The sequence below is a fragment of the Acinetobacter chengduensis genome (genome assembly GCF_003664645.1).
Classification (GTDB): domain Bacteria; phylum Pseudomonadota; class Gammaproteobacteria; order Pseudomonadales; family Moraxellaceae; genus Acinetobacter; species Acinetobacter chengduensis.
The window spans coordinates 1-24,109 of record NZ_RCHC01000005.1; the positions used below are offsets into that span (position 1 = coordinate 1).

Annotated in this window: 16 protein-coding genes and 1 tRNA gene; 12 read left to right on the top strand and 5 right to left on the bottom strand. The window is 40.5% G+C overall.

Annotated elements, in window-relative coordinates; genetic code table 11:
* The first annotated feature begins 1 nt into the window (after position 1).
* On the top strand, positions 2–5,992 hold the full coding sequence (locus tag D9K81_RS05585; protein ID WP_228199823.1) for a BapA/Bap/LapF family large adhesin: 5,991 nt from the start codon (positions 2–4) through the stop codon (positions 5,990–5,992).
* An 83-nt stretch (positions 5,993–6,075) separates the two neighbouring features.
* Positions 6,076–6,396, top strand: a complete 321-nt coding sequence (locus D9K81_RS05590) for an MGMT family protein (protein WP_120374436.1) — start codon at positions 6,076–6,078, stop codon at positions 6,394–6,396.
* 85 nt (positions 6,397–6,481) lie between these two features.
* On the opposite strand, the gene D9K81_RS05595 is transcribed toward D9K81_RS05590, so the two are convergent.
* Together D9K81_RS05595 and D9K81_RS05600 are read right to left on the bottom strand one after the other, a co-directional pair.
* Entirely contained in the window at positions 6,482–6,922 is a 441-nt protein-coding gene (locus D9K81_RS05595) for a universal stress protein (RefSeq protein WP_120374323.1), read from the bottom strand.
* A 296-nt stretch (positions 6,923–7,218) separates the two neighbouring features.
* On the bottom strand, positions 7,219–7,620 hold the full coding sequence (locus D9K81_RS05600) for a hypothetical protein (protein WP_120374324.1): 402 nt from the start codon (positions 7,618–7,620) through the stop codon (positions 7,219–7,221).
* Positions 7,621–7,803: 183 nt separating this feature from the next.
* On the opposite strand from D9K81_RS05600, the gene D9K81_RS05605 reads away from it, so the two are divergent.
* Positions 7,804–7,880, top strand: a tRNA-Met gene (locus tag D9K81_RS05605).
* Between the two features lie 206 nt (positions 7,881–8,086).
* On the opposite strand, the gene D9K81_RS05610 is transcribed toward D9K81_RS05605, so the two are convergent.
* The gene (locus D9K81_RS05610; protein ID WP_120374325.1) at positions 8,087–9,712 is read right to left on the bottom strand and encodes an NAD+ synthase; all 1,626 of its coding nucleotides are present in this window, start codon (positions 9,710–9,712) and stop codon (positions 8,087–8,089) included.
* A 374-nt stretch (positions 9,713–10,086) separates the two neighbouring features.
* A complete protein-coding gene (locus D9K81_RS05615) occupies positions 10,087–10,596 on the bottom strand; it encodes a hypothetical protein (protein ID WP_120374326.1) in 510 nt (169 codons plus the stop codon).
* 133 nt (positions 10,597–10,729) lie between these two features.
* Here D9K81_RS05615 and D9K81_RS05620 point away from each other — a divergent pair, with 133 nt between their 5' ends.
* The 5 genes from D9K81_RS05620 (at position 10,730) to D9K81_RS05640 (ending at position 17,332) form a co-directional block, all read left to right on the top strand.
* Complete coding sequence (locus D9K81_RS05620) at positions 10,730–12,232, top strand: AAA family ATPase (protein ID WP_120374327.1); 1,503 nt, start codon at positions 10,730–10,732, stop codon at positions 12,230–12,232.
* Positions 12,220–13,689: a VWA domain-containing protein gene (locus D9K81_RS05625; RefSeq protein WP_120374328.1), complete on the top strand. Its 1,470-nt coding sequence runs from the start codon at positions 12,220–12,222 to the stop codon at positions 13,687–13,689. Before D9K81_RS05620 ends, D9K81_RS05625 begins: the two co-directional genes overlap by 13 nt.
* Before the next feature lie 217 nt (positions 13,690–13,906).
* Positions 13,907–14,863, top strand: a complete 957-nt coding sequence (locus D9K81_RS05630) for a metal-dependent hydrolase (RefSeq protein ID WP_120374329.1) — start codon at positions 13,907–13,909, stop codon at positions 14,861–14,863.
* A 26-nt stretch (positions 14,864–14,889) separates the two neighbouring features.
* On the top strand, positions 14,890–15,735 hold the full coding sequence (locus D9K81_RS05635; protein WP_120374330.1) for an SDR family NAD(P)-dependent oxidoreductase: 846 nt from the start codon (positions 14,890–14,892) through the stop codon (positions 15,733–15,735).
* Between the two features lie 16 nt (positions 15,736–15,751).
* Positions 15,752–17,332 (top strand): flavin-containing monooxygenase, encoded by a 1,581-nt coding sequence (locus D9K81_RS05640; protein WP_120374331.1) that lies wholly within the window; start codon positions 15,752–15,754, stop codon positions 17,330–17,332.
* A 293-nt stretch (positions 17,333–17,625) separates the two neighbouring features.
* Here the strand turns inward: D9K81_RS05640 and gltA are convergent, their stop codons facing one another.
* Positions 17,626–18,903 (bottom strand): citrate synthase, encoded by a 1,278-nt coding sequence (gene gltA / locus D9K81_RS05645; RefSeq protein ID WP_120374332.1) that lies wholly within the window; start codon positions 18,901–18,903, stop codon positions 17,626–17,628.
* 1,030 nt (positions 18,904–19,933) lie between these two features.
* On the opposite strand from gltA, the gene sdhC reads away from it, so the two are divergent.
* The 4 genes from sdhC to D9K81_RS05665 are packed head-to-tail and all read left to right on the top strand — an operon-like array spanning position 19,934 to position 23,333.
* Positions 19,934–20,332: a succinate dehydrogenase, cytochrome b556 subunit gene (gene sdhC, locus D9K81_RS05650; RefSeq protein ID WP_130125670.1), complete on the top strand. Its 399-nt coding sequence runs from the start codon at positions 19,934–19,936 to the stop codon at positions 20,330–20,332.
* Complete coding sequence (sdhD, locus tag D9K81_RS05655; protein WP_106985726.1) at positions 20,332–20,697, top strand: succinate dehydrogenase, hydrophobic membrane anchor protein; 366 nt, start codon at positions 20,332–20,334, stop codon at positions 20,695–20,697. The genes sdhC and sdhD overlap by 1 nt, the downstream gene beginning before the upstream one ends.
* 12 nt (positions 20,698–20,709) lie before the next feature.
* Positions 20,710–22,608, top strand: coding sequence for a succinate dehydrogenase flavoprotein subunit (sdhA, locus tag D9K81_RS05660; protein ID WP_120374333.1), 1,899 nt, complete (start codon positions 20,710–20,712; stop codon positions 22,606–22,608).
* 14 nt (positions 22,609–22,622) lie between these two features.
* The gene (locus tag D9K81_RS05665) at positions 22,623–23,333 is read left to right on the top strand and encodes a succinate dehydrogenase iron-sulfur subunit (RefSeq protein WP_120374334.1); all 711 of its coding nucleotides are present in this window, start codon (positions 22,623–22,625) and stop codon (positions 23,331–23,333) included.
* Positions 23,334–24,109 lie beyond the last annotated feature (776 nt).

A 24,109-nucleotide genomic window follows, 5' to 3' on the forward strand; every position in this document is an offset into this window, starting at 1 on the left:
TTTGAAAATCACATTCAGCGAAGCAGTAAAAGGCTTTGATGCAACTGATGTGAAAGTAACTGGCGGTACTGTGAGTGGTCTTGCTCAACAAGCAGATGGATCTTGGACAGGTCATGTTGTTGCAAATGGCAACACAGGCGCGTTGGGTACAGTAACAGTAAGTGTTGATGATAATTCATACACAGACCTTGCAGGAAATAACGGCAAAGGCAATAGTGCATCTAAAGATATTCCAAGTATTGACACCACAGCACCAACTTCAACAGTGACGTTGGATGCAAATGGCAACTTGAAGATCACGTTCAGCGAAGCAGTGAAAGGTTTCGATGCAACTGATGTGAAAGTGGCTGGTGGTACAGTGAGCGGCCTTGCTCAACAAGCTGATGGTTCTTGGACAGGCAAAGTGGTTGCTGATGGAAACACAGGTGCGATCGGTACAGTGACTGTGAGTGTTGCAGACAACTCATATACCGACCTTGCTGGCAATAACGGTAAAGGTGATAGCGCATCAAATGATATTGCAAGTGTAGATACGACTGCACCGACAGCAACAATTGTGATTACCCCAGCAGGTGAAGTGACAATTAGCTTCAGCGAGCCGGTAAAAGACTTTACTCCATCTGATTTAGTTGTAGCAGGTGGCACAGTAAGTGGCCTCACTCAACAACCAGACGGCTCATGGACAGGTCATGTTGTATCGAATGATCCACAAGGTGCACCAGGTCAAGTAGATATTACAATTCCAGCGGGTTCATATACAGACAATGCTGGTAATCCAGGTCAACTAGCAATTGGTAGTCAAACCGTTCCAGGTTTTGATACGATTGCGCCGACTTCAACAGTGACGTTGGATGCAAATGGCAACTTGAAGATTACCTTCAGTGAACCAGTGAAAGGTTTTGATGCGACTGATGTGAAAGTAACTGGCGGTACAGTGAGTGGTCTTGCTCAACAAGCTGATGGTTCTTGGACAGGTCATGTTGTTGCAAATGGCAACACAGGCGCGTTGGGTACAGTGACAGTAAGTGTTGATGATAATTCATACACAGATCTTGCTGGTAATAATGGTAAAGGTAATAGCGCATCAAATGATATTGCAAGTGTTGATACCACAGCACCAAGTGTGACAGTTGCATTTGATGTGAATGGTACGCTGGTCATTAATTTCAGCGAACCTGTAATTGGTTTTGATGCATCGGATGTCACTGTACTTGGCGGTACATTAAATAACTTTGTTAAGGTTTCTGATACTCAATGGACTGCACTGGTGAAAGGAAACGGTACGGCTGCAATTCAAACTGTTGAAGTTTCGATTGCAAATGGTACATATACCGATAAAGCAGGCAACCTTGGTACAGGTACGAGTGTGAAAGGTGATATTACACTTCCAACAGTAGAAATCGATCCATTCGACTTCTTTGCAGCACCAGCGGCTGCACCGGTTATGAAGTTCGCGGCGCGTACTTTACTTGCTGCAGAGCCATTACCACCTGCAACCAATAACCCTAAACAAACTTTCAACGGTTCATCTATGAACAGTGTGGAAGTGAAAATTAACATTTATGATGCTAATAATAACTTAGTTGAATCTGGACAAGCTGTATTAAATACATCTACAGGTCGCTGGTCATATACACCAACTCAAGCACTAGCAGATGGTCAATTCCGTTTAGAAGCGATTTCAAAAGATGTTTATGGTGTAACAAGTGCTCCAGCAAATATCAGCTTCATTGTTGATACTGTTAAGCCAACAATTGATATTGATGATGCAGGCGTTGTGAGTGATGCAACACCGAGCTTCTCTGGTAAAACAGAAGCGAATGCAACTGTAACAGTGACTGTGAAAGATGCAGCAGGTACAGTCCTTGCATCTGGTGCTGCAGTAGTTGCGACGGATGGTAGCTGGACATATACAGCGCCAAACCTTGCAGATGGCACTTACAAAGTTGAAGTAGTTGCAAAAGATCGCGCAGGTAACTTGAGTGATCCAGATTCAACAAATGTCACAGTAGACACCGTGGCACAGCTTGATGCATTAACAGTAACAGCAAATCCAGACGGTACAGCAACAATCACAGGTAAGTCAGAACCTGGCGCAACAGTGACTGTGAAAGATCCGAACGGAAATGATCTAAAAGTAACTGTAAATCCAGACGGTACTTTCAGTGCAGTTGCACCAGCACCAGCAGCAGAAGGGACATACACAGCAACAGCGAAAGATGCTGCAGGTAATAGCTCAACATCTACAGCGGATCTTGATGACAATGTTGCACCTGTGGTGACTGTAGATATCACACCAAATGCAGATGGCACAGCAACAGTAACAGGTAAAACTGAACCTGGCGCTACAGTAAGCGTGAAAGATCCAGCAGGTAACAACGTTCCTGTAACGGTGAATCCAGATGGTACTTACACAGCAACTGTTCCAGCACCAGCTGCAGAAGGGACATATACTGCTACTGCAACAGATAAAGCTGGCAACGTAGGTACAGGCACAGATGTGCTTGTAGACAATGTTGCTCCAACAATTGTGAACTTGGATGTAACACCAAATGCGGACGGTACAGCGAGCATTACAGGTAAAACTGAGCCAGGCGCAACAGTAAGCGTGAAAGACCCAGCAGGTAACAACGTTCCTGTAACGGTTAATCCAGATGGTACGTTCACAGCAACAGTTCCAGCACCAGCACCAGAAGGTACATATACAGCAACTGCAACCGATAAAGCGGGTAATACTGGTACGGCAACAGATGTACTTGATGACAATATCGGTCCACAAGTGACTGTAGATATCACACCAAATGCAGATGGCACAGCAACAGTAACAGGTAAAACTGAGCCAGGCGCAACAGTAAGCGTGAAAGACCCAGCAGGTAACAACGTTCCTGTAACGGTTAATCCAGATGGTACTTACACAGCGACTGTTCCAGCACCAGCACCAGAAGGGACTTACACTGTTACAGCAACCGATAAAGCAGGTAATCCAAGCACAGCAACAGATGACCTAGCTGATAACGTTGCTCCTACGGTTGTGATTGATGTAGTGTCTAATCCAGATGGTACAGCAAGCATTACAGGTAAAACTGAACCGGGTGCTACAGTAAGCGTGAAAGACCCAGCAGGTAACAACGTTCCTGTAACGGTTAATCCAGATGGTACGTACACTGCAACAGTTCCAGCAACTGCAGCAGAAGGTACATACACAGCAACTGCAACTGATAAAGCAGGTAATGCAGGCACAGCAACAGATACATTGGTTGATACTTCATTACCAAGCATCTTAACTGCACAAGTAGATGCTCAAACAGGTGCATTTGTCACAGGTAAAGCACAACCAGGTTCATCAGTGACTGTATATACTGAAGACGGTAAAACAGTCTTGGGTACAGGAACTGTGGACGCTTCAGGTCAGTACTCAGTCGCATTGAATCCTGCTCAAGTGGATGGCGAAACTGTTAAAGTGACTGCAAAAGACCCAGGTGGCGAATCTGTACCAGTAACAGCCACTGCACCAGACTTGTATGCGCCAGATGCACCAACTGCACAAGTAGCTGCTGATGGTAAATCAGTAACAGGTGTAACAGAGCCAAATGCAATCGTTCAAGTCTATGGCGGTAGCAAAGGTACAACAGTGATTGGTACTACAGTAGCAGGTGCAGACGGTAAATACACAGTACCGCTAAATCCAGCATTGGTAGATGGTGAAACAGTTAAAGTGACAGCGAAAGACCCAGGTGGTGAATCACTTGCGACTCCAGCAAATGCACCAGACTTGTATGCGCCAGATGCACCAACTGCAACTATTAATAGCAAAGGCGATACAGTTACGGGTACAGCAGAAGCGAACTCTGTGATTAAAGTGTATGCACCAGATGGTACGACCGTTATTGCACAGGGTAATTCAGATGCGAATGGTAACTACAGCATTAAATTACCGACTGCATTAACAGATGGTCAAACATTGTTAGTGAGTGCGAGTGATGGCGGTGGCGAATCTGGTAAAACAGGTACGAAAGCACCAAACATCACTGTGGATGCAGTAGATAACTTGGTAGATGCTGGCATTAACTTCAATTATCCTGTAGTTGATACACGTTCAACTAAACTATTTAATGAATCATCTATATTAAATATCGGTACAAAAACGTATACAGGTAATTTCTCTGTAGGTGAAAATGAAGTTGGTAATGCAACCATTAGTGTAACAACGGGTTCATTAATCAACTTGTTTGATAAAGCAGAGATGAAGCTTTATAAATTGAACGATGATGGTACAAGAACATTACTCGGTTCAAATAAAGATTCAGGTTTATTCGACTTACTCGGTATCTTTGGTGAAAGCACACAAGTAAAAGTAAATAATTTACTTCCTGGTAAGTATGCGTTTGAGTTTACAGGTGGTTCTTTCCTTGGTGCATTTACAAGTATTAAAGCGGACTTGTCATTGCAAGTATTGGATACATCAAAAGACCCTGTAGTTTCTGGTGTAACCAATAAATCTGGTAACGTGATTACAGATGCTGACGGCGTTTACGGTAAAGATAATGTACCAACAGGTACAACAGTGACTACTGTGAACGGCAAAGCTGTGAGTGCTACTGATACAACAGTGATTACTGGTGACCACGGTACACTGACGATTGCCAAAGATGGTTCGTATACCTATAAACCAACTGCAAACGTAACGAATATTGGTAAGTCTGAAGTATTTAGCTATACAGTGACAGATCCAGTCACTGGTAAAACTGATACTGCAAACTTAATTATTCACATTGGTACAGCGAGTGATCTTGCTGTGAAATGGGATGCTGCGAATCCACAACATGATGCAACGACAGTCGTTGCAACAGACAACTCGGATACCATCGGCATTCAAGCAACCAATGCTGTAAGTGTAGGTGCAGCTAAATCGATTAGTTACTCTTGGTCGATTGGTTTATTTGGTATAACGCTAGGTAAAACAAGTGGTACAACTGACATTACAGTAGCGAAAGGTACAATTGAAAATGTAAACATCACTTTTGGTTCATCACAGCTTGTGTCTCTTCTAGGTACTACAAATGTGAATGTAAAAGATGCTACAGGCAAAATCGTAGCATCAACCAATGCAAGTTCACTGGTAGATGTGATTGGTATCTTGCCAAATGGTAATGCACTTAGCATTCCTGGTCTGAAAGAGGGTAAATATACGATTGAGATCGTCAGTAACTCTGGTTTACTCAGTGTTGGAGGTAACGTAAATGCGTCAATTACACGTAGTGTGATTGATCTTGATGACTTCACTGCGAAATCACTTGCAACACAAACCAAAGGTAATCTACTTACAGACAATGATGGTCACGGCGTAGATGTACTGGCTTCGAAATATACTGACCTGTATATCTCGAAAGATGGTGGTCTAACCTACACTGCTGTGACTAGCACGGGTGTAACGGTGAAAGGTGCACATGGTGACTTAACCATTAAGTCTGACGGTAGCTACACATACAGCGTGACAGACTCAGCATTTAAAGTAGGTACTGGTGATCAATTTGCCTATAAATTGGTTGCACCAAATGGTGATACATCTGTCGCGCATCTCAATATTGAGACTGGCTATGAGTACAACACAAGCATTGGTAACGATGTGATTAAGAGCTCTGCTGGTAATGACGTTTATACAACCAATGCTGGTGCAGACACCGTAATCTTCAAGTTACTTAATACTGCTGAAGCAACTGGTGGTAATGGACATGACACTTGGACTGACTTCAAGAAAGCAGATGGCGACAAGATCGACATCAGTGAGTTGTTACAAGGTCAAAACGTTACGGCGGCCAATATTGGTAACTATGTATCGGTTGCTAAAGATGGTCACGGTAATACGATTATTAGTATCGATCGTGATGGTCAAGGTAGCACGTTCAATGGCAAGACTGAGCTTCTTACATTGAAAAATACCGATGTAACATTGCAAGAGCTTTTAGACAACAATCATTTGATCTACCATTGATCTAAGAATTGTCTAAATAGTTTAAATCATTAACAATAAAGGAGAGCCTACGGGCTCTCTTTTTTATGCTTGAGGTATTCAAAATGCCAAATCAAAATGCTGAGCTAGCAATACAAATTTTAAATGTAGTGAAATTAATTCCTTATGGAACCGTTGCAACTTATGGGCAGATAGCCAAACTGGCAGGCTTACCAAAGCATGCACGTATGGTTGGTCGAGTTTTAAAATTATTAGATGAAGACCAGTCTATTCCTTGGCATCGGGTAATTAATGCGCAGGGGCGTTTTAGTGTGATTGAGCTGAATATGCAGGGGATGAATAAGCAACAGCAATTGTTGTTGGAAGAGGGTGTAGTTGTATTTGAGGGCAAAGTGAATTTGAAACGCTATCAATGGCAACCATAAAAAACCTCTCCAATGGGTGAAGAGGTTTTGATGCATCACTCAATACCAAGAATGCTAAGATATAAAGTACCTTAGCGAGCGTGTATTACTTACGCACAATCAGCACTGGAGCTTGAGCAGAACCTAATACACTTTGCGCAACGCTACCTAAAAAGAATTTTTTTAGACCTGTGCGCCCGTGTGAACCAATCACAATCAGATCGGCATGTAATTCATCTGCTGCTTTGGCAATTTCACTATGCACCACTTGGCCTTCAAGAAGCTTGGATTCAACAGTAAGGCCAGTGCCTTCAAATTTAGTCAAAGCTTCATTTAGTGTTGCTTGAATTGAAACGCGTGCGCGTTCAATTAAGTCATTGGTTTGTGATGCACTAATATATTCAGCGGCAATATAAGGGTCTAAAGTTAGGACTTGAACCACAGTAATTTTACTTTTGAATGCTTGTGCAATTTCGATTGCTTTATCTACTGCGGCATAAGAAGTTTCTGAGCCGTCTACAGGAACTAAAATATTCTGAAAAGTCATGTGAATACTCCTGATCTAAATATAAATGAATGTATAGAAATATAAAAATCGTTTTAAAGCTTATTCATTGAGCATACCTAAGTTTTAAATAAAATAAAACCTAGTAAATACATAGGGATAATTATACATGGTGTCTTAAAAAACCACATGTAAACAGATGCTTGTGTGTGATTTCTGGTCTAGTGTGAAATATCTTGTTATTGAAAAATTAAAAATAAAAGCAGAGATGAATCGTTACAAGCTCAAAAGTATTTCAGCCCCTAACTGAAGTTTGAGACTGAATATGAAAGAAAAAATTAGTCACATTGAATTTGTGAGGCATCGAGTTTAATTTTAGGTGCCAATTGTTCATAGCTGAGTAAAACTTTTGCAGTTTTTTCATCAAAAATTTGTTGTTGCAACTGTTGAATTTTCTTTTGGCTTAATCGTTGTGACGCACAGCTTAAGGCGATTTGATTTTCACGTGCTAGTTCGAGTTGTTGCTCAGCATTTAAATCTGCAAAGCGCACGATTTTTTGTTGTGCACGACTGAGCTGCGCCATACTGCGTTTTTGTTGCATGCTGAGGAATGTATGCTGGTTAATCCACTGTGCAACATCACGGCGCACGCCATTATAGTCAACAAACACGGGAGAAATAACTTGGCAACCTGTAAATAGGCCCATGCTCAGGAGTAGGGGGATCATTTTTTTGTGCATATTGGAGTCCTGATACTGATTTAGAAAGAATTAAATATAAAAATACGTGAAAAAAACACTAAACTATGTTGAATTTGTTTGTTTTTTGGCTGAAAAAGTCGTATTTGATTAAACACTAAACATTTGTTAATAAAAATGCTTGACGATGGGGGGCTAAATTTAGATAATGCGCACACAGTTTACGGCTATGTAGCTCAGTTGGTTAGAGCACCGCACTCATAATGCGGGGGTCACAAGTTCAAGTCTCGTCATAGCCACCATTTTTATAGACCAAGCTCTCAGCTTGGTCTCTTTTTTTGTGCTTTAAAAAAGTATAAATAATTCAGCACAAATAAAATGAAAATTCTGTATTTATCTGAATGGATGATGCAGTAGTCAATCTGTCTAAATTGTACTGATTCCGAATTTGAAAAAAGCCCAAACATTAAGTTTGGGCTTTTTTGTTTTAAACATTTGTTTGGTTCAATTAGATACCAGGTTTCCAACCATTTACAATTGGGTAGCGACGTTCACGGCTAAATGCACGTGAGCTAATGCGCGGGCCAATTGCACCCTGACGGCGTTTGTATTCATTGAAATCCACTAGGCGGATAATTTTTGCAACGACTTCAGCATCAAAGCCTTTGGCAATAATGTCATCTTGGCTCATGTCTTCTTCAATATATGCATACAAAATTGCATCGAGGACATCGTAAGCAGGTAAAGAGTCTTGATCTTTTTGATCTGGACGCAATTCAGCTGAAGGTGGACGAGTAATGACACGTTCAGGAATAACAGGTGATTCTGCAATGCTATTACGGTATTTTGCCAATTCAAACACAATGGTTTTATAAACGTCTTTTAATACCGCAAAGCCGCCAACCATATCGCCGTAAAGCGTGCAATAACCCACTGATAATTCAGACTTGTTACCTGTAGATAGAACCAAGTTACCAAATTTGTTTGAAAGCGCCATCAATAGCGTACCGCGTGAACGTGCTTGCAAGTTTTCTTCGGTTGCATCTGCTGGTGCATTGCCAAAGAAAGGGTATAGCGTTTGCATGAAGCTGTTCACTATTGGGTTGATTTCGGCAATACCAAATGTCACACCCATATTTTTAGCTTGCTCAGCCGCATCTTCCACACTGATTTGTGCAGTATAGGTATATGGCATCATCACCGCTTGAACTTTGTCTGCACCAATGGCATCAGCAGCAATTGCTAAAGTTAAAGCAGAGTCAATACCGCCAGATAAGCCAAGAATTACACCTTTAAAACCAGAGCGTTGTACATAGTCACGTGTTGCAAGTACAAGGCTTTGGTAAATTTCAGCCATGGTTTCAAGTACAGGAGTAATTGAACCTGCTTTAAAGGTTTTGTGTGTGCCATCGTATTCAGCAACATACAACTCTTCTTTAAAGCTTGGTGCTTGTAACGCAACTTGACCATCTTTGTTTATCACAAAGCTAGTACCGTCAAACACTAAGTCGTCTTGACCACCCACTTGGTTACAGTACACCAAGTTAACGTGCAATTGTTTTGCCAATGCACCCATGGTTTCAATACGATGCTGTGGTTTACCCACTTCATACGGTGAGGCATTTAAAACCAGTACAGTTTCTACATTCAGCTGAGCCAGCTGTTGTACTGTTGGTAAAGACCACACATCTTCACAAATTAACAGACCAAATTTATGGCCAAGGTATTCAAACACAAGGTGTTGATGTCCTTCGCTAAAATAACGTTTTTCATCAAACACGCTATAGTTTGGTAAATTTTGCTTGTTGTATACACCCAAAACTTGACCGTCTTTCATCACGGCAGCTGAGTTGTAACGGTGGCCATCTTCAGTCGTGTTGACGAAGCCAAAAACCAAAACGATATCTTTAATTTCTGCTAATTGATCAAAAGCGAGTTTAGTGCGTTTATTTAAGCTAGGACGTAGCAATAAATCTTCAGCAGGATAACCTAGCGTTGAAAGTTCTGGGAAAACAATAATATCGGCATCTTGTTTTTTAGCTTCATTTGCTTGCTCAAGCATTTTTGCAGTATTAGCTTCTATATTTCCAATATGTGGAGAGAATTGAGCGAGTGCAATTTTAAAACTATTCATTCCAACTAAATCCTATTCCTATAGGTGAATACACTTAAATTACTGATATTTTTATTATAATAATCCAGTGGAGTGTATTTGCGGATTAATAAACAACGAACTTAAATGCGAAAATTGACATATAAAATATGTGCGCGAAAAATTACAGGCACCGCATAAATTAAGCCCTAGCTATTTTAGCTGAATTTAACATAGATACTAGGCTTATTTATATCATTTCAAGTTCAAAGCGCTGAGCTTGTCTTATAAATGTTATTTTTTGTGCGATTTAAGCAAGGTTTTTTGCTCAATATAAAAATAATTCACATAGATTAATTGGGGTTTAATATCATAGATTTTTTAAATAACTTTATATTTCATTATTATAAATAAAACTAATGTTCAAAATTTATTGAATTAGGCTGAAGAATGATATTTGGAATTTTATTTAAAAAAATATCTCGGGCAATATCACCTTGTTGCTCAATATTGTAGCAATCAAAAGTTTTGTTGGGTTTTAAGCGATAGGCATAAGGATTATATTTTTTGCCAGAAAGAAAATAAGCCGTCTGTAATAGCGCACCGCGGAGCAAAACATTGGTACCTTGCTGGTACTGATAAATATGGGTCATCTCGTGGATAAACAGTGCTTGGTAGGCCAAGCTGGTTTGGCTGTAGTCTGCCTTGTAATGTCGATTGTGTGCGTGAATATCACCATAAGGTGCCATCACCACCCAAGGGCTTTGCCACGGTACAAACAAATGATTCATGATTCGGACTTTGCTGTAATCAATTAAATTACCAAAAATAGGCTCACACAGTTGGATCTCAGCTGGCGTTAGTTGTCGGCACTTAAATTGATCAAGTTTTAAAAAGGGAATCAATACAGACAATAAAGGCAACATAAGCAAGTCGATTCATAAACTGTAGATATTAATAGCAGTCTGTCGTGCGGTTTTTCAAGTACTAGCCGTTGACGGTTTCATCTATGGAACATGAAAGTTACAATAGTTTGGTCTCACTCAGGTTTTAACTATTATGAAAAAACGTATTCACACGCTCATTACTGCTATGAGTGAGCACATGTATGAGCGTGAACATATTATTGCATTGAGTTTGGTGGCTGGGGTAGCAGGTTTAAATACCTTCTTATATGGCCCACCGGGGACCGCCAAAAGTTTAATTTCGCGCCGTGTATCGAGTGCATTTGAAATTACAGAATATTTTGAATACTTAATGAATCGCTTTAGTACACCTGAAGAAATTTTTGGCCCAGTATCGATTAAGGCCTTAAAAGAAGATCAGTACATTCGTAAAACTGAGCACTATTTGCCACGTGCTGAATTTGCATTTTTAGATGAAATTTGGAAAGCCAGTCCCGCGATTTTAAATACTTTACTCACTTTAGTGAATGAACATAGTTTTAAAAATGGCGACATGATTCAGCATGTGCCCCTAAAGGTGCTGATGAGCGCTTCCAATGAAATTCCAGAAAGCGATCAGGGACTTGATGCACTCTATGATCGTTTTATTTTGCGCTTGGTGGTGCCTCCTATTCAGCAGGTCAATCATTTTCATGCCTTGCTACAAGCCAAGCCTGCCATGGCAAAATCTGAAGTGGATAGTGCGCTCAAGATTAAAAAACATGAGCTTGATGAATGGCGTATACAGATTTATGCAGTGCAATTGCCTGATGCTGTTTTAGCGGTATTTGATGAAATTAAACAGCGCTTAGCACTGAATTTGGATGAGCTGAATATTTATGTGTCCGATCGACGTTGGCAACGTGTGGCATATTTACTCAAAGCAGTGGCTTTTTTAGATCAGCGCAGTCAAGTTGCGCTCAATGATGTGTTTATATTGCAACATTGCCTATGGACGCAACCTGAAGAAGTAGAGCTGATTGGGCAAATTGTCGAAGAGTCTATTTTAGAAGTAGGACTTAAACATGGGTCAATGCTCGATCAATTGATTGTGGAAAAAGAACAATTAGAACAAGATATTTTAAATGCGTATTACTACACCGACGATGTATATGAAAGCTACCTGATTGTGGATACAGAGTATTTACGTGTCACGATGAATTTGGATGAGCACTATAAAGATCGTACCTTGTATTTGGCGCTGGATAAGATGGGCACCAACAAGGATTTTTTTGCCGTGGATGCTACAGGTGAAGAGGTGCGTGGCATTGTGTGTAACTATAATGGGACTCGCCGTTGTACCTTAAAGGGGGGCTACTATGGTTTAGAAGAAGTAGTTACACCTTATATTAAATATCCAAAAGGAAGTGTCCGTAGCAAGGTTAATGAAGCACAAGTGACACAGCTGAGTTCGCAGATTGAGCAAATGAAACTCAAGTTGCAACAGGATGCTGTACAGCAAACCCAGTTCTTTGTGCAGGAGCAACAGGCCTTGCAGTCATTATTTGTGTTGGCAGCGCAGGCAGAAAAATTGGCTGAAGCGATGCAAGCAAGAGAAGCGCTGTATCAACTTCAGCAAAAAGATTGTGTGCGTTTGGAGCAACTATGCCAGCGCTAAAAACAGCATCTGTACGGCAAACGTATGCTTCGATTCAGCGTTTAACCGATCAGTTATATAGCGAACTGGGACAGTCGAGTTTTAAGCATTGGTTGGATGACCGCAAAGTTGCAAAAAAGTTAGATGAGCGGGTGCATGAATGGGCTTATCAAGCCAAAAATAATTTAGATACACAACATCCTTATCTGGCTGAGGTAGATCAGCTAGAGTTTTGGCTCGCACAGTCTGATGTTAACGTCACACAATTACAGCAAATGCAACAACAGTATCAGATCATGCTTGAGCGATTGGCAAGTTCTCAACTTTTGGACACTTGGCATTATGTAGACGGACAACTGAATGACACCAGCGTGCAGTTATATTTTCAAATGTTGAAGGATAAGTGGCAACGTAAACTTACAGAGGCAATTGCTCACTGGGAATTTGAACAATTAGCGCTAATGCGTGACGCATTTTTACAAGATATTCAGGACTTTCTACTGTCCTTGCAAAAAATGTCGAAACATCAAGATAGTTTAGGCACAGACACTGGGATTTTTATTGATTATTCCAGAGGGAAATTAACTCCAGAAGCTGTCGAAAAATTTGAACAATGGAGTGAATACTTGGCCAGCGATGTTGCCTTGCAACGGCTGTGTAAGTTAATTGGTTCGGCACAGCCCGCTCATTCTGCGCGTAAGCGTGTTGCGGTGCAGTGGCAAAGCCAGCCGGATAGTGCTGTGATACAGCAGGCATCGGATGAAATTGCAGGCATACAATTAGGACGAGAACTGACTTGGGCGCTCCCGAATGAATTGGCTTTGTTGGCCGATCCAGATTTACAGATTTTATTTGATTTAAAGTATCTAGAAGCCAATATCAGCAGTTTTCACTTACAAGGCCAGCAAGCTAGTCGTCTTTTGGATGATGCAAAACCCAAGAAAAAACCCATGGCTAAAAAAGGGCCAATGATCGTCTGCTTAGACACCAGCGGGTCTATGCACGGTCAACCTGAGTTGATTTCTAAGGCGATGTGTTTGTATTTATCTATGCAAGCGCTACGCGAAAAGCGCCCGATGTATTTAATTAATTTCTCAACCAATCTGACTGCAATTGAGTTGAAAAAAGGACAAGCCATAGATGATGTACTTGAGTTTTTGAGTCAATCTTTTCATGGTGGCACCGACATTATTCCAGCCATGCAACATGCAGTAGATATGCTTACACAGCCTAGCTTTCGTCAGGCAGATATTGTGGTGATTTCAGACTTTATTATGGGGCAATTGGGAACTGAGCTTATGCAAAGCATTGAGCAACACAAACAACAAGGTACAGGCTTTTACGCCGTAGCGATTGGTAACTTTAGATTTGACCATTTAGATAAAGGCTTATTTGATCACCAATGGATATATCAGTCCGCAACGGGCAAGGTGTTGGAGTTGCTTGATCAGCCCTTAAGTAAAATGACTTCAAAATAGCGCGTGACCTGAACTGATAAGAAAATGGTTTTTAAAGAAAAATAATTCAAAAAATTGTTAGACATCTCTTTAGATAGGTAATAAATGCCAATCTAAAGACAATTTTTGCAACTGGATTAGCCATCAAGTTGGCTTACTTTTTTGACATCAGTTGGTGTATTGCACACCACTTTTGATTATTTCGCAGATCGGATGCGAACAAAAAAGAGTAGCCATTATGCAAATGATTATCCCAATTAAAAAAGCACTGTCTAAAGTATTCGCCACGCCAATATTTAATGAAAATGACCAATCAAGTGTCGTGCCAATTCGTCACATGAAGTTTGATTTCGAGCCTCAGAAAATTGATGAAAAATTTTATATGAATGCAGAATTAGCCAGTGCTTATTTTGCATCATTGTCCATCTTCTTAACCCGTGGTGAAGATTTGGTGATTGATACCGCACGCTTTCATCGTGACTTTATTCAAGACCCTGTATTAAAACAGCGGGTAACATCGCTCATTGGTCAAGAAGCCATTCATTCAAAAATGCATGAAGAGCTGAATGAAGCATATTTACTTCGTGGCTTACCTGTGACGATTTTCCGTAAATTGGAACACTACGTATTTGCTTACGGTTTTGAGCGTTTACCACAGCCTATGAAGTTGTCATTGATGGCGGCTATTGAACATTTTACCGCTGTTTTGGCGGAGTACATGATGAATCATGAAGAGCTATTCTTTCGCTCAAGTGATGAAAAGCAACGTGCCATTTGGATGTGGCACATGCTAGAAGAGTCAGAACATAAAGACATTGCCTTTGATGTATTTCAGGTTTTATCCAGCAACTATGCTTTACGTGTTGCAGGTTTTTTCCCAGCACTGATTACAATTTTGGGTTTAATTTCGGTGGGTGCGTTTTTTGTGCCGTTTTACCGTAAGCCATCAAATCTTATCAGCTTGAGTTATTGGAAAGATGTACCACGTAGTTTTCAGTTAATTTTTGGCCTAAAAGATGGCGTTTATGGTAGCAGTATTGGGCATATTTTTGATTATTTACGCCCGAGCTTCCACCCTAATGATCACGATACCTCAGTATTTTTAGAATATTACAAAGATCGTTTATTAAACCCAGAAACTGGGGTGCTAACGCCGTATTTCACCAAAGAATTTACCCCTGCATTACGCGTGTAAACGGATATAAAGATAAGGACATATCGATGGGATTATTCAGTCAAAAGAAAAAGCCAAGTTATCATGCCTATGCGGTGGTCACTGGTGCAGGAAGTGGAATCGGGCGTAGTTTTGCGCTTGAGCTGGCACAGCGTGGTGGCCAGATTGTTTGTGCAGATATTAATGTGCAAGCAGCACAAGAAACCGTAGATCAAATACGTGAGCGTACAGGGCAAAATGCTTATGCCATTCAGTGCGATGTTGGCGATAAAGATGCAGTGCAGGCCTTAGCAACGCAAGCGGAGATTCTACTTGGACATCCTGTAAGTTTACTCATTAACAATGCGGGTGTGGGGTTGGGCGGGAGGTTTGAAGAAGTATCTTTAGACGATTGGCAGTGGTGTATGCATGTCAATTTGTGGGGTGTGATTCATGGTTGCCATTATTTTGTACCAAAGTTTAAGCAACAAGGTTTTGGTGCAATTATTAATGTCGCATCGGCTGCAGGTTACACGGCGGCGCCAGAAATGACTGCCTATAACGTCACCAAGTCGAGCGTGTTGGCACTGTCTGAAACCTTAGCTTCTGAGCTACGTGCTTCTAATATTCGCGTGAATGTACTTTGTCCCACCTTGGTTCCAACCAATATTATGAAAAATGGCCGTTTACCTAGTCGTTATTCAGGTTTGGCAGACAAGTTGCTCATGCAACATGCATTTACCACCAGTGAAGCAGTGGTGGTAAAAACTTTAAATCAACTGGATGCAGGCAAGCTGTATACCATTCCACAGCCCGACGCGAAATTATTTTGGTGGTTAAAGCGTGCTTCACCAAGTTTGTACGTCAAACTTTTGGCTTTGGGTTATCCCATTTTTAGTAATTTGACCAAATAAAAGTGAATAAAAGAATATGGAAACACAACTAGAACTCAAAAAAGAGCCTCAAAAAAATGTTAATTCAGCTCACGCTGATGAGGCTATAGTGAATACAGCGACGAAAAGTAAAAGTACTAAGGTCACTAAAAATAATACAGCAAAAGCACTGCATACCTACGACACGATTGTGATTGGCGCGGGAATTTCAGGCATTGCGGCTGCGCATAAAATGCAACAAGCAGGCTATGACAATTATATCGTACTGGAAAAAGCAGAACGTGTGGGTGGTACTTGGCGAGATAATAACTATCCAGGCTGTGGCTGTGATGTGCCATCTGCGCTGTATTCGTTTTCATTTGCGCCCAGCCATCAATGGAGCCACTTGTTTGCCAAGCAACCTGAAATTTTAAGCTACTTAGAAGGTGTTGTAGAGCAGTTTAATTTAAAAGATAAAATTCAGTTTAAGCATGAACTACTGAGTGCCAAATGGGATGCTCAACAGCAGGTGTGGAATTTAGAAACCTCTCAAGGAGCATATCAAGCGAAAACAGTGATTTTTAGTACAGGCCCCATTACAGAACCATCTTTGCCAAAAATTAAGGGCATAGAAAGCTTTAAGGGGGAAATGTTTCATTCAGCACGCTGGAACCATGATTATGACCTAAAAGGTAAGCGGATTGCCGTAATTGGTACAGGGGCTTCAGCTATACAATTCATTCCGCAAGTACAGCCTTTGGCAAAAGAATTGGTGGTGTTTCAGCGTACAGCGCCTTGGGTTTTACCAAAAGCAGATATGCCACTGGGCAATACAGCCAAAGCTTTGGTGGAGCGATTCCCAGCCATTCAGCAACTCTGGCGGGGTAGTGTTGCTCAGATTTTAAATGGCATCAATTTTGGCTTACGTCATCCAAACTTTTTGGAACCCGCTAACTATTTAAGTCGCCAGTTATTAAAGCTACAAATTAAAGATGACACGCTCAGAGAGGCCGTAACACCGAATTTCTCGATTGGTTGTAAGCGACTTTTATTTGCCAATAATTACTATCCTGCATTACAACAAGACAATGTCACGCTCGTGCCACAAGGTTTGGTTGAAATAGATGGAAATACTGTGATTGCAGCCAATGGAGAGCGTTTTGAGGTAGATGTGATCTTGCTGGGTACAGGCTTTGAGGTTGCGCATCCACCGATTGGCCAGCGAGTATGGGATACTGACGGTGTACGATTGTCAGACCGCTGGAAAGACAGTTCTCCTGAGGCGTATTTGGGCGCGAGTATTGAAAAAGTACCGAATGCTTTCTTGGTGTTAGGGCCAAATATTTTGGTTTATGACTCATTTATTGGCATTGCTGAAGCGCAAATTCAATACATTGTGGATGGTTTGCTTCAAATGAAACAGCAGGGCTTAAAACAAATTTCGATTAAGCCAGAAGTACTGCGTTATCATAATGTGAAATTGCAAGCCAATCTGCATAAAACTGTATTTAATGCAGGCGGTTGCTCAAGCTATTATTTAGATCAAAATGGCCGAAACTTTGCAGCATGGCCTTGGTCATTAACCGAATTAAAATCGCGACTACAGAAGCTCGATTTATCGCGTTATGATGTGGCTTAAGGCTAAAAAATACATAGCATTAAAAACCTGAGTTGATCTCAGGTTTTTTCATTTATAGCTTAAATAAATGCTTCGATAAGGCTAAGCTACTTTAAGACTAAAAGTGATTAAATGCTCGCCTTAGCGGGGCACTATAATTGTGCTGAAAAAAATGTAGATTTATATAGTTGAGTTTATACGCGAATATAGGTGTTTAATTCGAATGATTTAAATATCAAACTATAGTTTTAAATGTTCAGATATAAAAAAAACCGCCACAAGGGCGGTTTTTTAAATCGAATAATTCTTGAGAATTAACGACCTTGGATGTCACGTTGAACTTCACCAGTGTAAAGTTGACGTGGACGACCGATTTTGTAAGGTGCGCTGTGCATTTCTAACCAGTGGCTGATCCAACCAACTGTACGTGCAAGAGCGAAGATTACAGTAAACATTTCTGTTGGGATACCAATCGCTTTAAGGATGATACCTGAGTAGAAGTCTACGTTCGGGTAAAGGTTACGTTTGATGAAGTATTCGTCAGAAAGCGCAATACGTTCAAGTTCCATAGCCAAAGCAAGTTGTGGATCGTTGATACCAAGTGCAGTTAACACTTCGTCACAAGTTTCTTTCATTACTTTCGCACGTGGATCGAAGTTTTTGTAAACTCGGTGACCGAAGCCCATAAGTTTAACTTCTTTAGTTTTCACTTTTTCCATGAACGGAGCAACGTTCTCTACAGTGCCGATTTCATCAAGCATCTTAAGAACAGCTTCGTTTGCACCACCGTGAGCAGGGCCCCAAAGTGCAGCGATACCAGCAGCAATACATGCGTACGGGTTAGCACCAGTAGAACCAGCTAAACGTACTGTAGACGTAGAAGCATTTTGTTCGTGGTCAGCATGAAGCGTGAAGATACGGTCCATTGCTTTAGCAAGAATTGGATCAACTTTGTAGTCACGATCTGCTGGAGTAGCAAACATCATGTACAAGAAGTTTTCTGCATAGCTTAAATCGTTACGTGGATATACGAACGGTTGACCGATTGTATATTTATACGTCCAAGCAGCCAAAGTAGGTACTTTAGCAATTAAGCGAATCGCAGTAATTTCGCGGTGATCAACGTTTTCAACGTCAAAACCGTTGTGATAGAACGCAGAAAGCGCGCCAACAACACCACACATCACGGCCATTGGGTGCGCATCACGGCGGAAACCGTTGAAGAAGCGGCTAACTTGATCGTGAACCATAGTATGGTTACGAACTTTAGCATCAAATACTTCTTTTTGTTCAGCTGTTGGGAGTTCACCATTCAAAAGAAGGTAGCAAGTTTCTAAGTAGTCTGCTTTAGTTGCAAGCTGTGCGATTGGGTAACCACGGTGTAAAAGAACGCCTTTACCGCCATCGATGAATGTGATTTTAGATTCACATGCAGCTGTAGATACAAAACCAGGATCAAAAGTAAAGTGACCTGCGGCCAATACATCTTTAACGTCGATTACATCTGGGCCCAATGTGCCGCTGTAAATTGGTAATTCAATTTCTTTGCCATCAAGCTGTAAAATCGCTTTCTTGCCAGTTGCTTCAGACATTCAATAGATCTCCTGTCCCGGTGAGTGTTTATCTGACTCTTAATGCTAATATTTTAATGCAAGAATCAGACGGATCAAAATTTGCTATAAGATTAGTGAGTACTGAAATTTTGTCAATTATACTTATGGATAAAAGCGCCACCTTCGCATAGGATTGGTCATCTCTTTATCCATCTTGAAATGAGTCAATTGCAGCATCGACGCAGTATAATAAGTCAAATCAAAGCAGAGTTGCAGAATTAAATGATGTTGCTGCTTTATTTGTAAGCAATTTTTAATTGCTAAAAACTCTGAATGTTTTTCATTAATCAAGTCATATTTTGGCTTAAATTATTATAATTCTCGTAACTTACACGTTTCTATTTTATTAACCTGTAGATTTATTATTCATAATTAAAAGCGCTAAATAGAAGTTGTAAGAAAGTTTGTTTGTTCAAAAAATGACTCATTGAAAATGCAAAAAAGAACATTAAATAACCATATTTTATTTTTTTTGCCAGTTAAATGTGACTTTTTAGCTTAAGAAACATACAGAATATAGAGTTATGCACAGACTAAGTTCTTATTAAGTCACGTGATCTTTCATTATTGTTTTTTAAAATAAATAATAGATATTTAGTAAATAAATAATGGTATTGGATAAATTCATGTTTTTGATTAAAATATAGAGGGGAGAAATATAAGATTTTTTTTGTGCTTTAGTCTATAGAAAAAAAATTGCGAAAGAACGTCAAAAACTATAAATGAAATATATATTTAATTTTTTAAAACCAACAACATAGTGTCTTAATCTGATCTTTTTAGATTGTTTTTAAGTTTAAATTAATTGTTAATGATTCTTATTTAAGGATTTTTTTGATTATTTCATAAATGTCATTGTTTGTATTTTGATAGTTCACGTTTTATAATTCAGTGTCGTTAAAAGTTTAGGTCTTATTTATCTGGCTTTAATATATAAATAAGTCCGAACAATGCCAGCTTTCCTTCGAATTAATTCCAACAAACTCCGGATGGAGTTTTTACTTACAGGATGCCCGCTGTGAAAAGCAACAGACCTGTCAATTTGTCCATGGGTCAAGTTTTATCAGTAAACTTAAAATCCCCTGTGGCTATTGCATCAATTTTACACCGTCTTTCAGGTGTTATCGTATTTTTACTTGTACCGGTACTGCTTTGGTTATTAGACAAATCATTGTCTTCACCAGAAGGCTTTGCAGCGGTTCAAGAAATCTTTAATGGTTTCATTGTTCGCTTCATCGTATGGGTATTTGTAGCCGGTTTAATCTATCACTTTATTGCTGGTGTTAAGCATTTGCTTGCTGATGTTGGCGTGGCGGAAGAGCTACAAAGTGGTCGTACAGCAGCTACTATCGCATTAATCTTGTCTGCAATCGGTATTATTGCGGCATTTGTATGGATCGTACTCTAATGAAAAGTGCTTCAGGTTTTTCGGGTTCAGGTTCTCGTGATTGGTTTGTCCAACGCTTAAGTGCTGTGGTACTGGCTGTATATACTGTTGTTGTATTTGGTTGGATCCTTTGCAACAGTGGTTTTACATTTGAACAGTGGTACGGCTTTATGATGACATTACCAATGAAGATTATGTCTTTATTGGCTGTCTTATCTCTTGTTGCGCATGCGTGGATCGGTATGTGGCAAGTATTCACAGACTATGTGACTACTCGTCAAATGGGTCCTTCAGCAAATGGTCTGCGTTTAGTGCTGACTTCTGCAGTTATTATTGCTGTATTTGCATACGCAATCTGGGCGATCCAGATTTTTTGGGCGAATTGATAGGAAACAATCATGGGCGCTATAACCCCTAAAGAAGATTACACAAATATTCCACACGAAACTTTCGATGCAGTCATCGTTGGTGGTGGTGGTTCAGGTATGCGTGCTTCTTACCAACTTGCTCAAGCTGGTTTGAAAGTTGCGGTTCTCACTAAAGTATTCCCAACTCGCTCACACACTGTAGCAGCGCAGGGTGGTATTGGTGCATCTCTTGGTAACATGCAAGAAGATAACTGGCACTACCACTTCTACGACACTGTTAAAGGTTCTGACTGGTTAGGCGACCAAGACGCAATCGAGTTCATGACTCGTGAAGCACCTCAAGTTGTATATGAGCTTGAACACTTAGGTATGCCGTTTGACCGTAACGCTGATGGTACAATTTACCAACGTCCGTTCGGTGGTCATGCTGCAAACTATGGTGAAAAACCAGTTCCACGTGCATGTGCTGCTGCCGACCGTACAGGTCACGCACTTCTTCATACGCTTTATCAAAGCAACGTGAAAATGGGTACTCAATTCTTCGTAGAATGGATTGCGCTTGATCTTATCCGTAACGAAGCTGGTGATGTGCTTGGTGTTACAGCAATTGACCAAGAAACTGGTAAAATTGCAGTATTCCAAGGTAAAGCAACATTATTCGCTACTGGCGGTGCTGGTCGTGTTTACCGTGCATCTACGAATGCTTATATCAACACTGGTGACGGTCTTGGTATGGCGGCTCGTGCAGGTATTCCATTACAAGATATGGAATTCTGGCAATTCCACCCAACGGGTGTTGCTGGCGCAGGCGTATTATTGACAGAAGGTTGTCGTGGTGAAGGTGCAATCCTTCGTAACGATGCTGGTGAGCCATTCATGGAACGCTACGCACCGACGCTTAAAGACTTGGCACCACGTGACTTCGTATCACGCTCTATGGACCAAGAAATTAAAGAAGGTCGTGGTTGTGGTCCTAAGAAAGACTACATCTTGCTTGATATGACGCATCTTGGTGCTGACACAATCATGAAACGTCTTCCATCTGTATTCGAGATTGGTAAGAAATTCGCGAACGTTGACATCACTAAAGAGCCAATTCCTGTAGTACCAACAATCCATTATCAAATGGGTGGTATTCCTACAAACATTCATGGTCAAGTGGTTGTTCCAGTATCTCGTGAAACAGAAGCTTTGGTTGCAAACTACAACAAAGAAACAGATGTGTATTCACACAACGCGGGCGACCGTGATTTCACTAAACCAGTGAAAGGTTTCTATGCAATCGGTGAATGTTCATGTGTATCTGTACATGGTGCAAACCGTTTGGGTACGAACTCATTGCTTGACTTGGTTGTATTTGGTAAAGCTGCGGGTGAACATATTGTTGACTACGTAACTAAACACCACGGTGATGAATACGCTCCATTACCAACAACTGTGCTTGAAAATACACTGAAACGTGTTCGTCATCTTGATGAATCAACTTCAGGTGAAAATGCTCAAGAAGTTGCTGACGCAATTCGTGACATCGTTCAAGATCACGCTGGTGTATTCCGTACATCTGCACTTCTTGAAGAAGGTGTAAAACAGATCCTTGCGATCGAACCACGTGTACGTAACATTCATTTGAAAGACAAATCTAAAGTATTTAACACAGCGCGTGTTGAAGCTCTAGAAGTTGAAAACTTGTATGAAGTTGCAAAAGCTACACTTATTTCTGCAGCTGCACGTAAAGAATGTCGTGGTGCGCATACAGTGGTAGATTTCGAATTACCACCTGATCACGCTGACTACCCATACGGCCGTCGTGATGATGAGTGGATGAAACACACTTTATGGTTCTCTGTAGACAACCGTCTAGAGTACAAACCAGTGCGTTACCGTCCATTGTCGGTAGATGCTATTCCACCTAAACCACGTACATTCTAATTGGGAGAAGTAAGATGAGTAGAGGTACTCGTACATTTAATATCTACCGCTACGATCCTGATAAGGATGCAGCTCCGTACATGCAAACTTTTAAACTTGAATTGACAGACAAGCACCGTATGTTGCTTGACGCACTTCTTGCATTAAAAGTACAAGACGAATCTTTAACGTTCCGTCGTTCATGCCGTGAAGGTATTTGTGGTTCTGATGGTGTAAACATCAATGGTAAAAATGGTTTAGCGTGTCTTTGGAACCTAAACGATTTACCAGACGTGATTACGATTCGTCCATTGCCAGGTCTTCCTGTAATTAAAGACTTGGTTGTAGACATGAATCAGTTCTACGATCAGTACAATAAAATCCATCCGTTCCTAATCAACAACCAGCCTGCGCCGCCTAAAGAGCGTTTGCAGTCTCCTGAAGATCGTGAACATCTTGATGGTTTGTATGAATGTATTCTTTGTGCATGTTGTTCAACTTCATGCCCATCATTCTGGTGGAATCCTGACAAGTTCTTGGGTCCTTCAGCATTGTTGAATGCATATCGTTTCATCATTGACTCACGTGATACATCTACACAAGAGCGTTTGGAGCGTCTTGACGACCCGTTCTCTCTATTCCGTTGTAAAGGTATCATGAACTGTGTGTCTGTATGTCCTAAAGGTCTTAACCCTACTAAAGCAATCGGTCACATCCGTAATATGCTTTTAGATATGGCTGGCTAATTCGGCACTGACGCAAGTCAAAAAAAGCGCGCCTTCGGGTGCGTTTTTTTATGCTGAGCGTTTATGTCATGGGATTGTCATGCAAACTTATGCAAAATAGCGATGCTGAAAATAGCTATAAAATATAAAGCTTAAGTAATGAATGGGCGGTGATGAGTAAATTTAATGAAATTTGTAAAATTATACTGGTTAATAAGTGATGCGTTGCTCAGCTGGGCATGTAAATGTGAATGGAAAATGTTATCATGTAACGCATAAGAGGGTGTCGGTAGAAATATTGAGCACTCTTTTGTTTTATTTGGCGTGGTTTGTTAAGACTTTAGTATTGATTGCAAGATTTTTGAACTTAAAGCACCATATCTTAGCTGTAAAATGTTGAACTGTATTTAGCCAATTTATGAGAGGTATGTGTCAAAAAAATCAATTGAAAATGGGTTACGTGTTAGCATTTAACACAAGACTATATGCAAAAAACACGAGTGATTTGGTACATTTTTTCAACAGTTTAAAGCGTTGAAGCAGTATATAAAGATTACATAATGTATTTTGAAGTCGGTTTAGACAAAGTAAATGGTCGAATTTATTTTTTCTAAGACGATTTGCAAAAAATTGCCCGGTTTTGCTGGGTATTATAATGAGTAATGATGCCGCTGAGGGGCGTTATTGTTCGTTAATCACATTGGGAAATCCTAATGTAGTGATAACGCCTCATGGCTTAAGCCTAATGGGGACTAATGTCTTTTTACCAATAAGACATTATTAATCATGGGTTCGCT

Excerpts from the sequence above, each read along its gene's own strand:
- D9K81_RS05590 (WP_120374436.1), top strand. The coding sequence starts at position 6,076 with ATGCCAAATCAAAATGCTGAGCTAGCAATACAAATTTTAAATGTAGTG.
- D9K81_RS05595 (WP_120374323.1), bottom strand. The coding sequence starts at position 6,922 with ATGACTTTTCAGAATATTTTAGTTCCTGTAGACGGCTCAGAAACTTCT.
- D9K81_RS05600 (WP_120374324.1), bottom strand. The coding sequence starts at position 7,620 with ATGCACAAAAAAATGATCCCCCTACTCCTGAGCATGGGCCTATTTACA.
- D9K81_RS05610 (WP_120374325.1), bottom strand. The coding sequence starts at position 9,712 with ATGAATAGTTTTAAAATTGCACTCGCTCAATTCTCTCCACATATTGGA.
- D9K81_RS05615 (WP_120374326.1), bottom strand. The coding sequence starts at position 10,596 with ATGTTGCCTTTATTGTCTGTATTGATTCCCTTTTTAAAACTTGATCAA.
- D9K81_RS05620 (WP_120374327.1), top strand. The coding sequence starts at position 10,730 with ATGAAAAAACGTATTCACACGCTCATTACTGCTATGAGTGAGCACATG.
- D9K81_RS05625 (WP_120374328.1), top strand. The coding sequence starts at position 12,220 with ATGCCAGCGCTAAAAACAGCATCTGTACGGCAAACGTATGCTTCGATT.
- D9K81_RS05630 (WP_120374329.1), top strand. The coding sequence starts at position 13,907 with ATGCAAATGATTATCCCAATTAAAAAAGCACTGTCTAAAGTATTCGCC.
- D9K81_RS05635 (WP_120374330.1), top strand. The coding sequence starts at position 14,890 with ATGGGATTATTCAGTCAAAAGAAAAAGCCAAGTTATCATGCCTATGCG.
- D9K81_RS05640 (WP_120374331.1), top strand. The coding sequence starts at position 15,752 with ATGGAAACACAACTAGAACTCAAAAAAGAGCCTCAAAAAAATGTTAAT.
- gltA (WP_120374332.1), bottom strand. The coding sequence starts at position 18,903 with ATGTCTGAAGCAACTGGCAAGAAAGCGATTTTACAGCTTGATGGCAAA.
- sdhC (WP_130125670.1), top strand. The coding sequence starts at position 19,934 with ATGCCCGCTGTGAAAAGCAACAGACCTGTCAATTTGTCCATGGGTCAA.
- sdhD (WP_106985726.1), top strand. The coding sequence starts at position 20,332 with ATGAAAAGTGCTTCAGGTTTTTCGGGTTCAGGTTCTCGTGATTGGTTT.
- sdhA (WP_120374333.1), top strand. The coding sequence starts at position 20,710 with ATGGGCGCTATAACCCCTAAAGAAGATTACACAAATATTCCACACGAA.
- D9K81_RS05665 (WP_120374334.1), top strand. The coding sequence starts at position 22,623 with ATGAGTAGAGGTACTCGTACATTTAATATCTACCGCTACGATCCTGAT.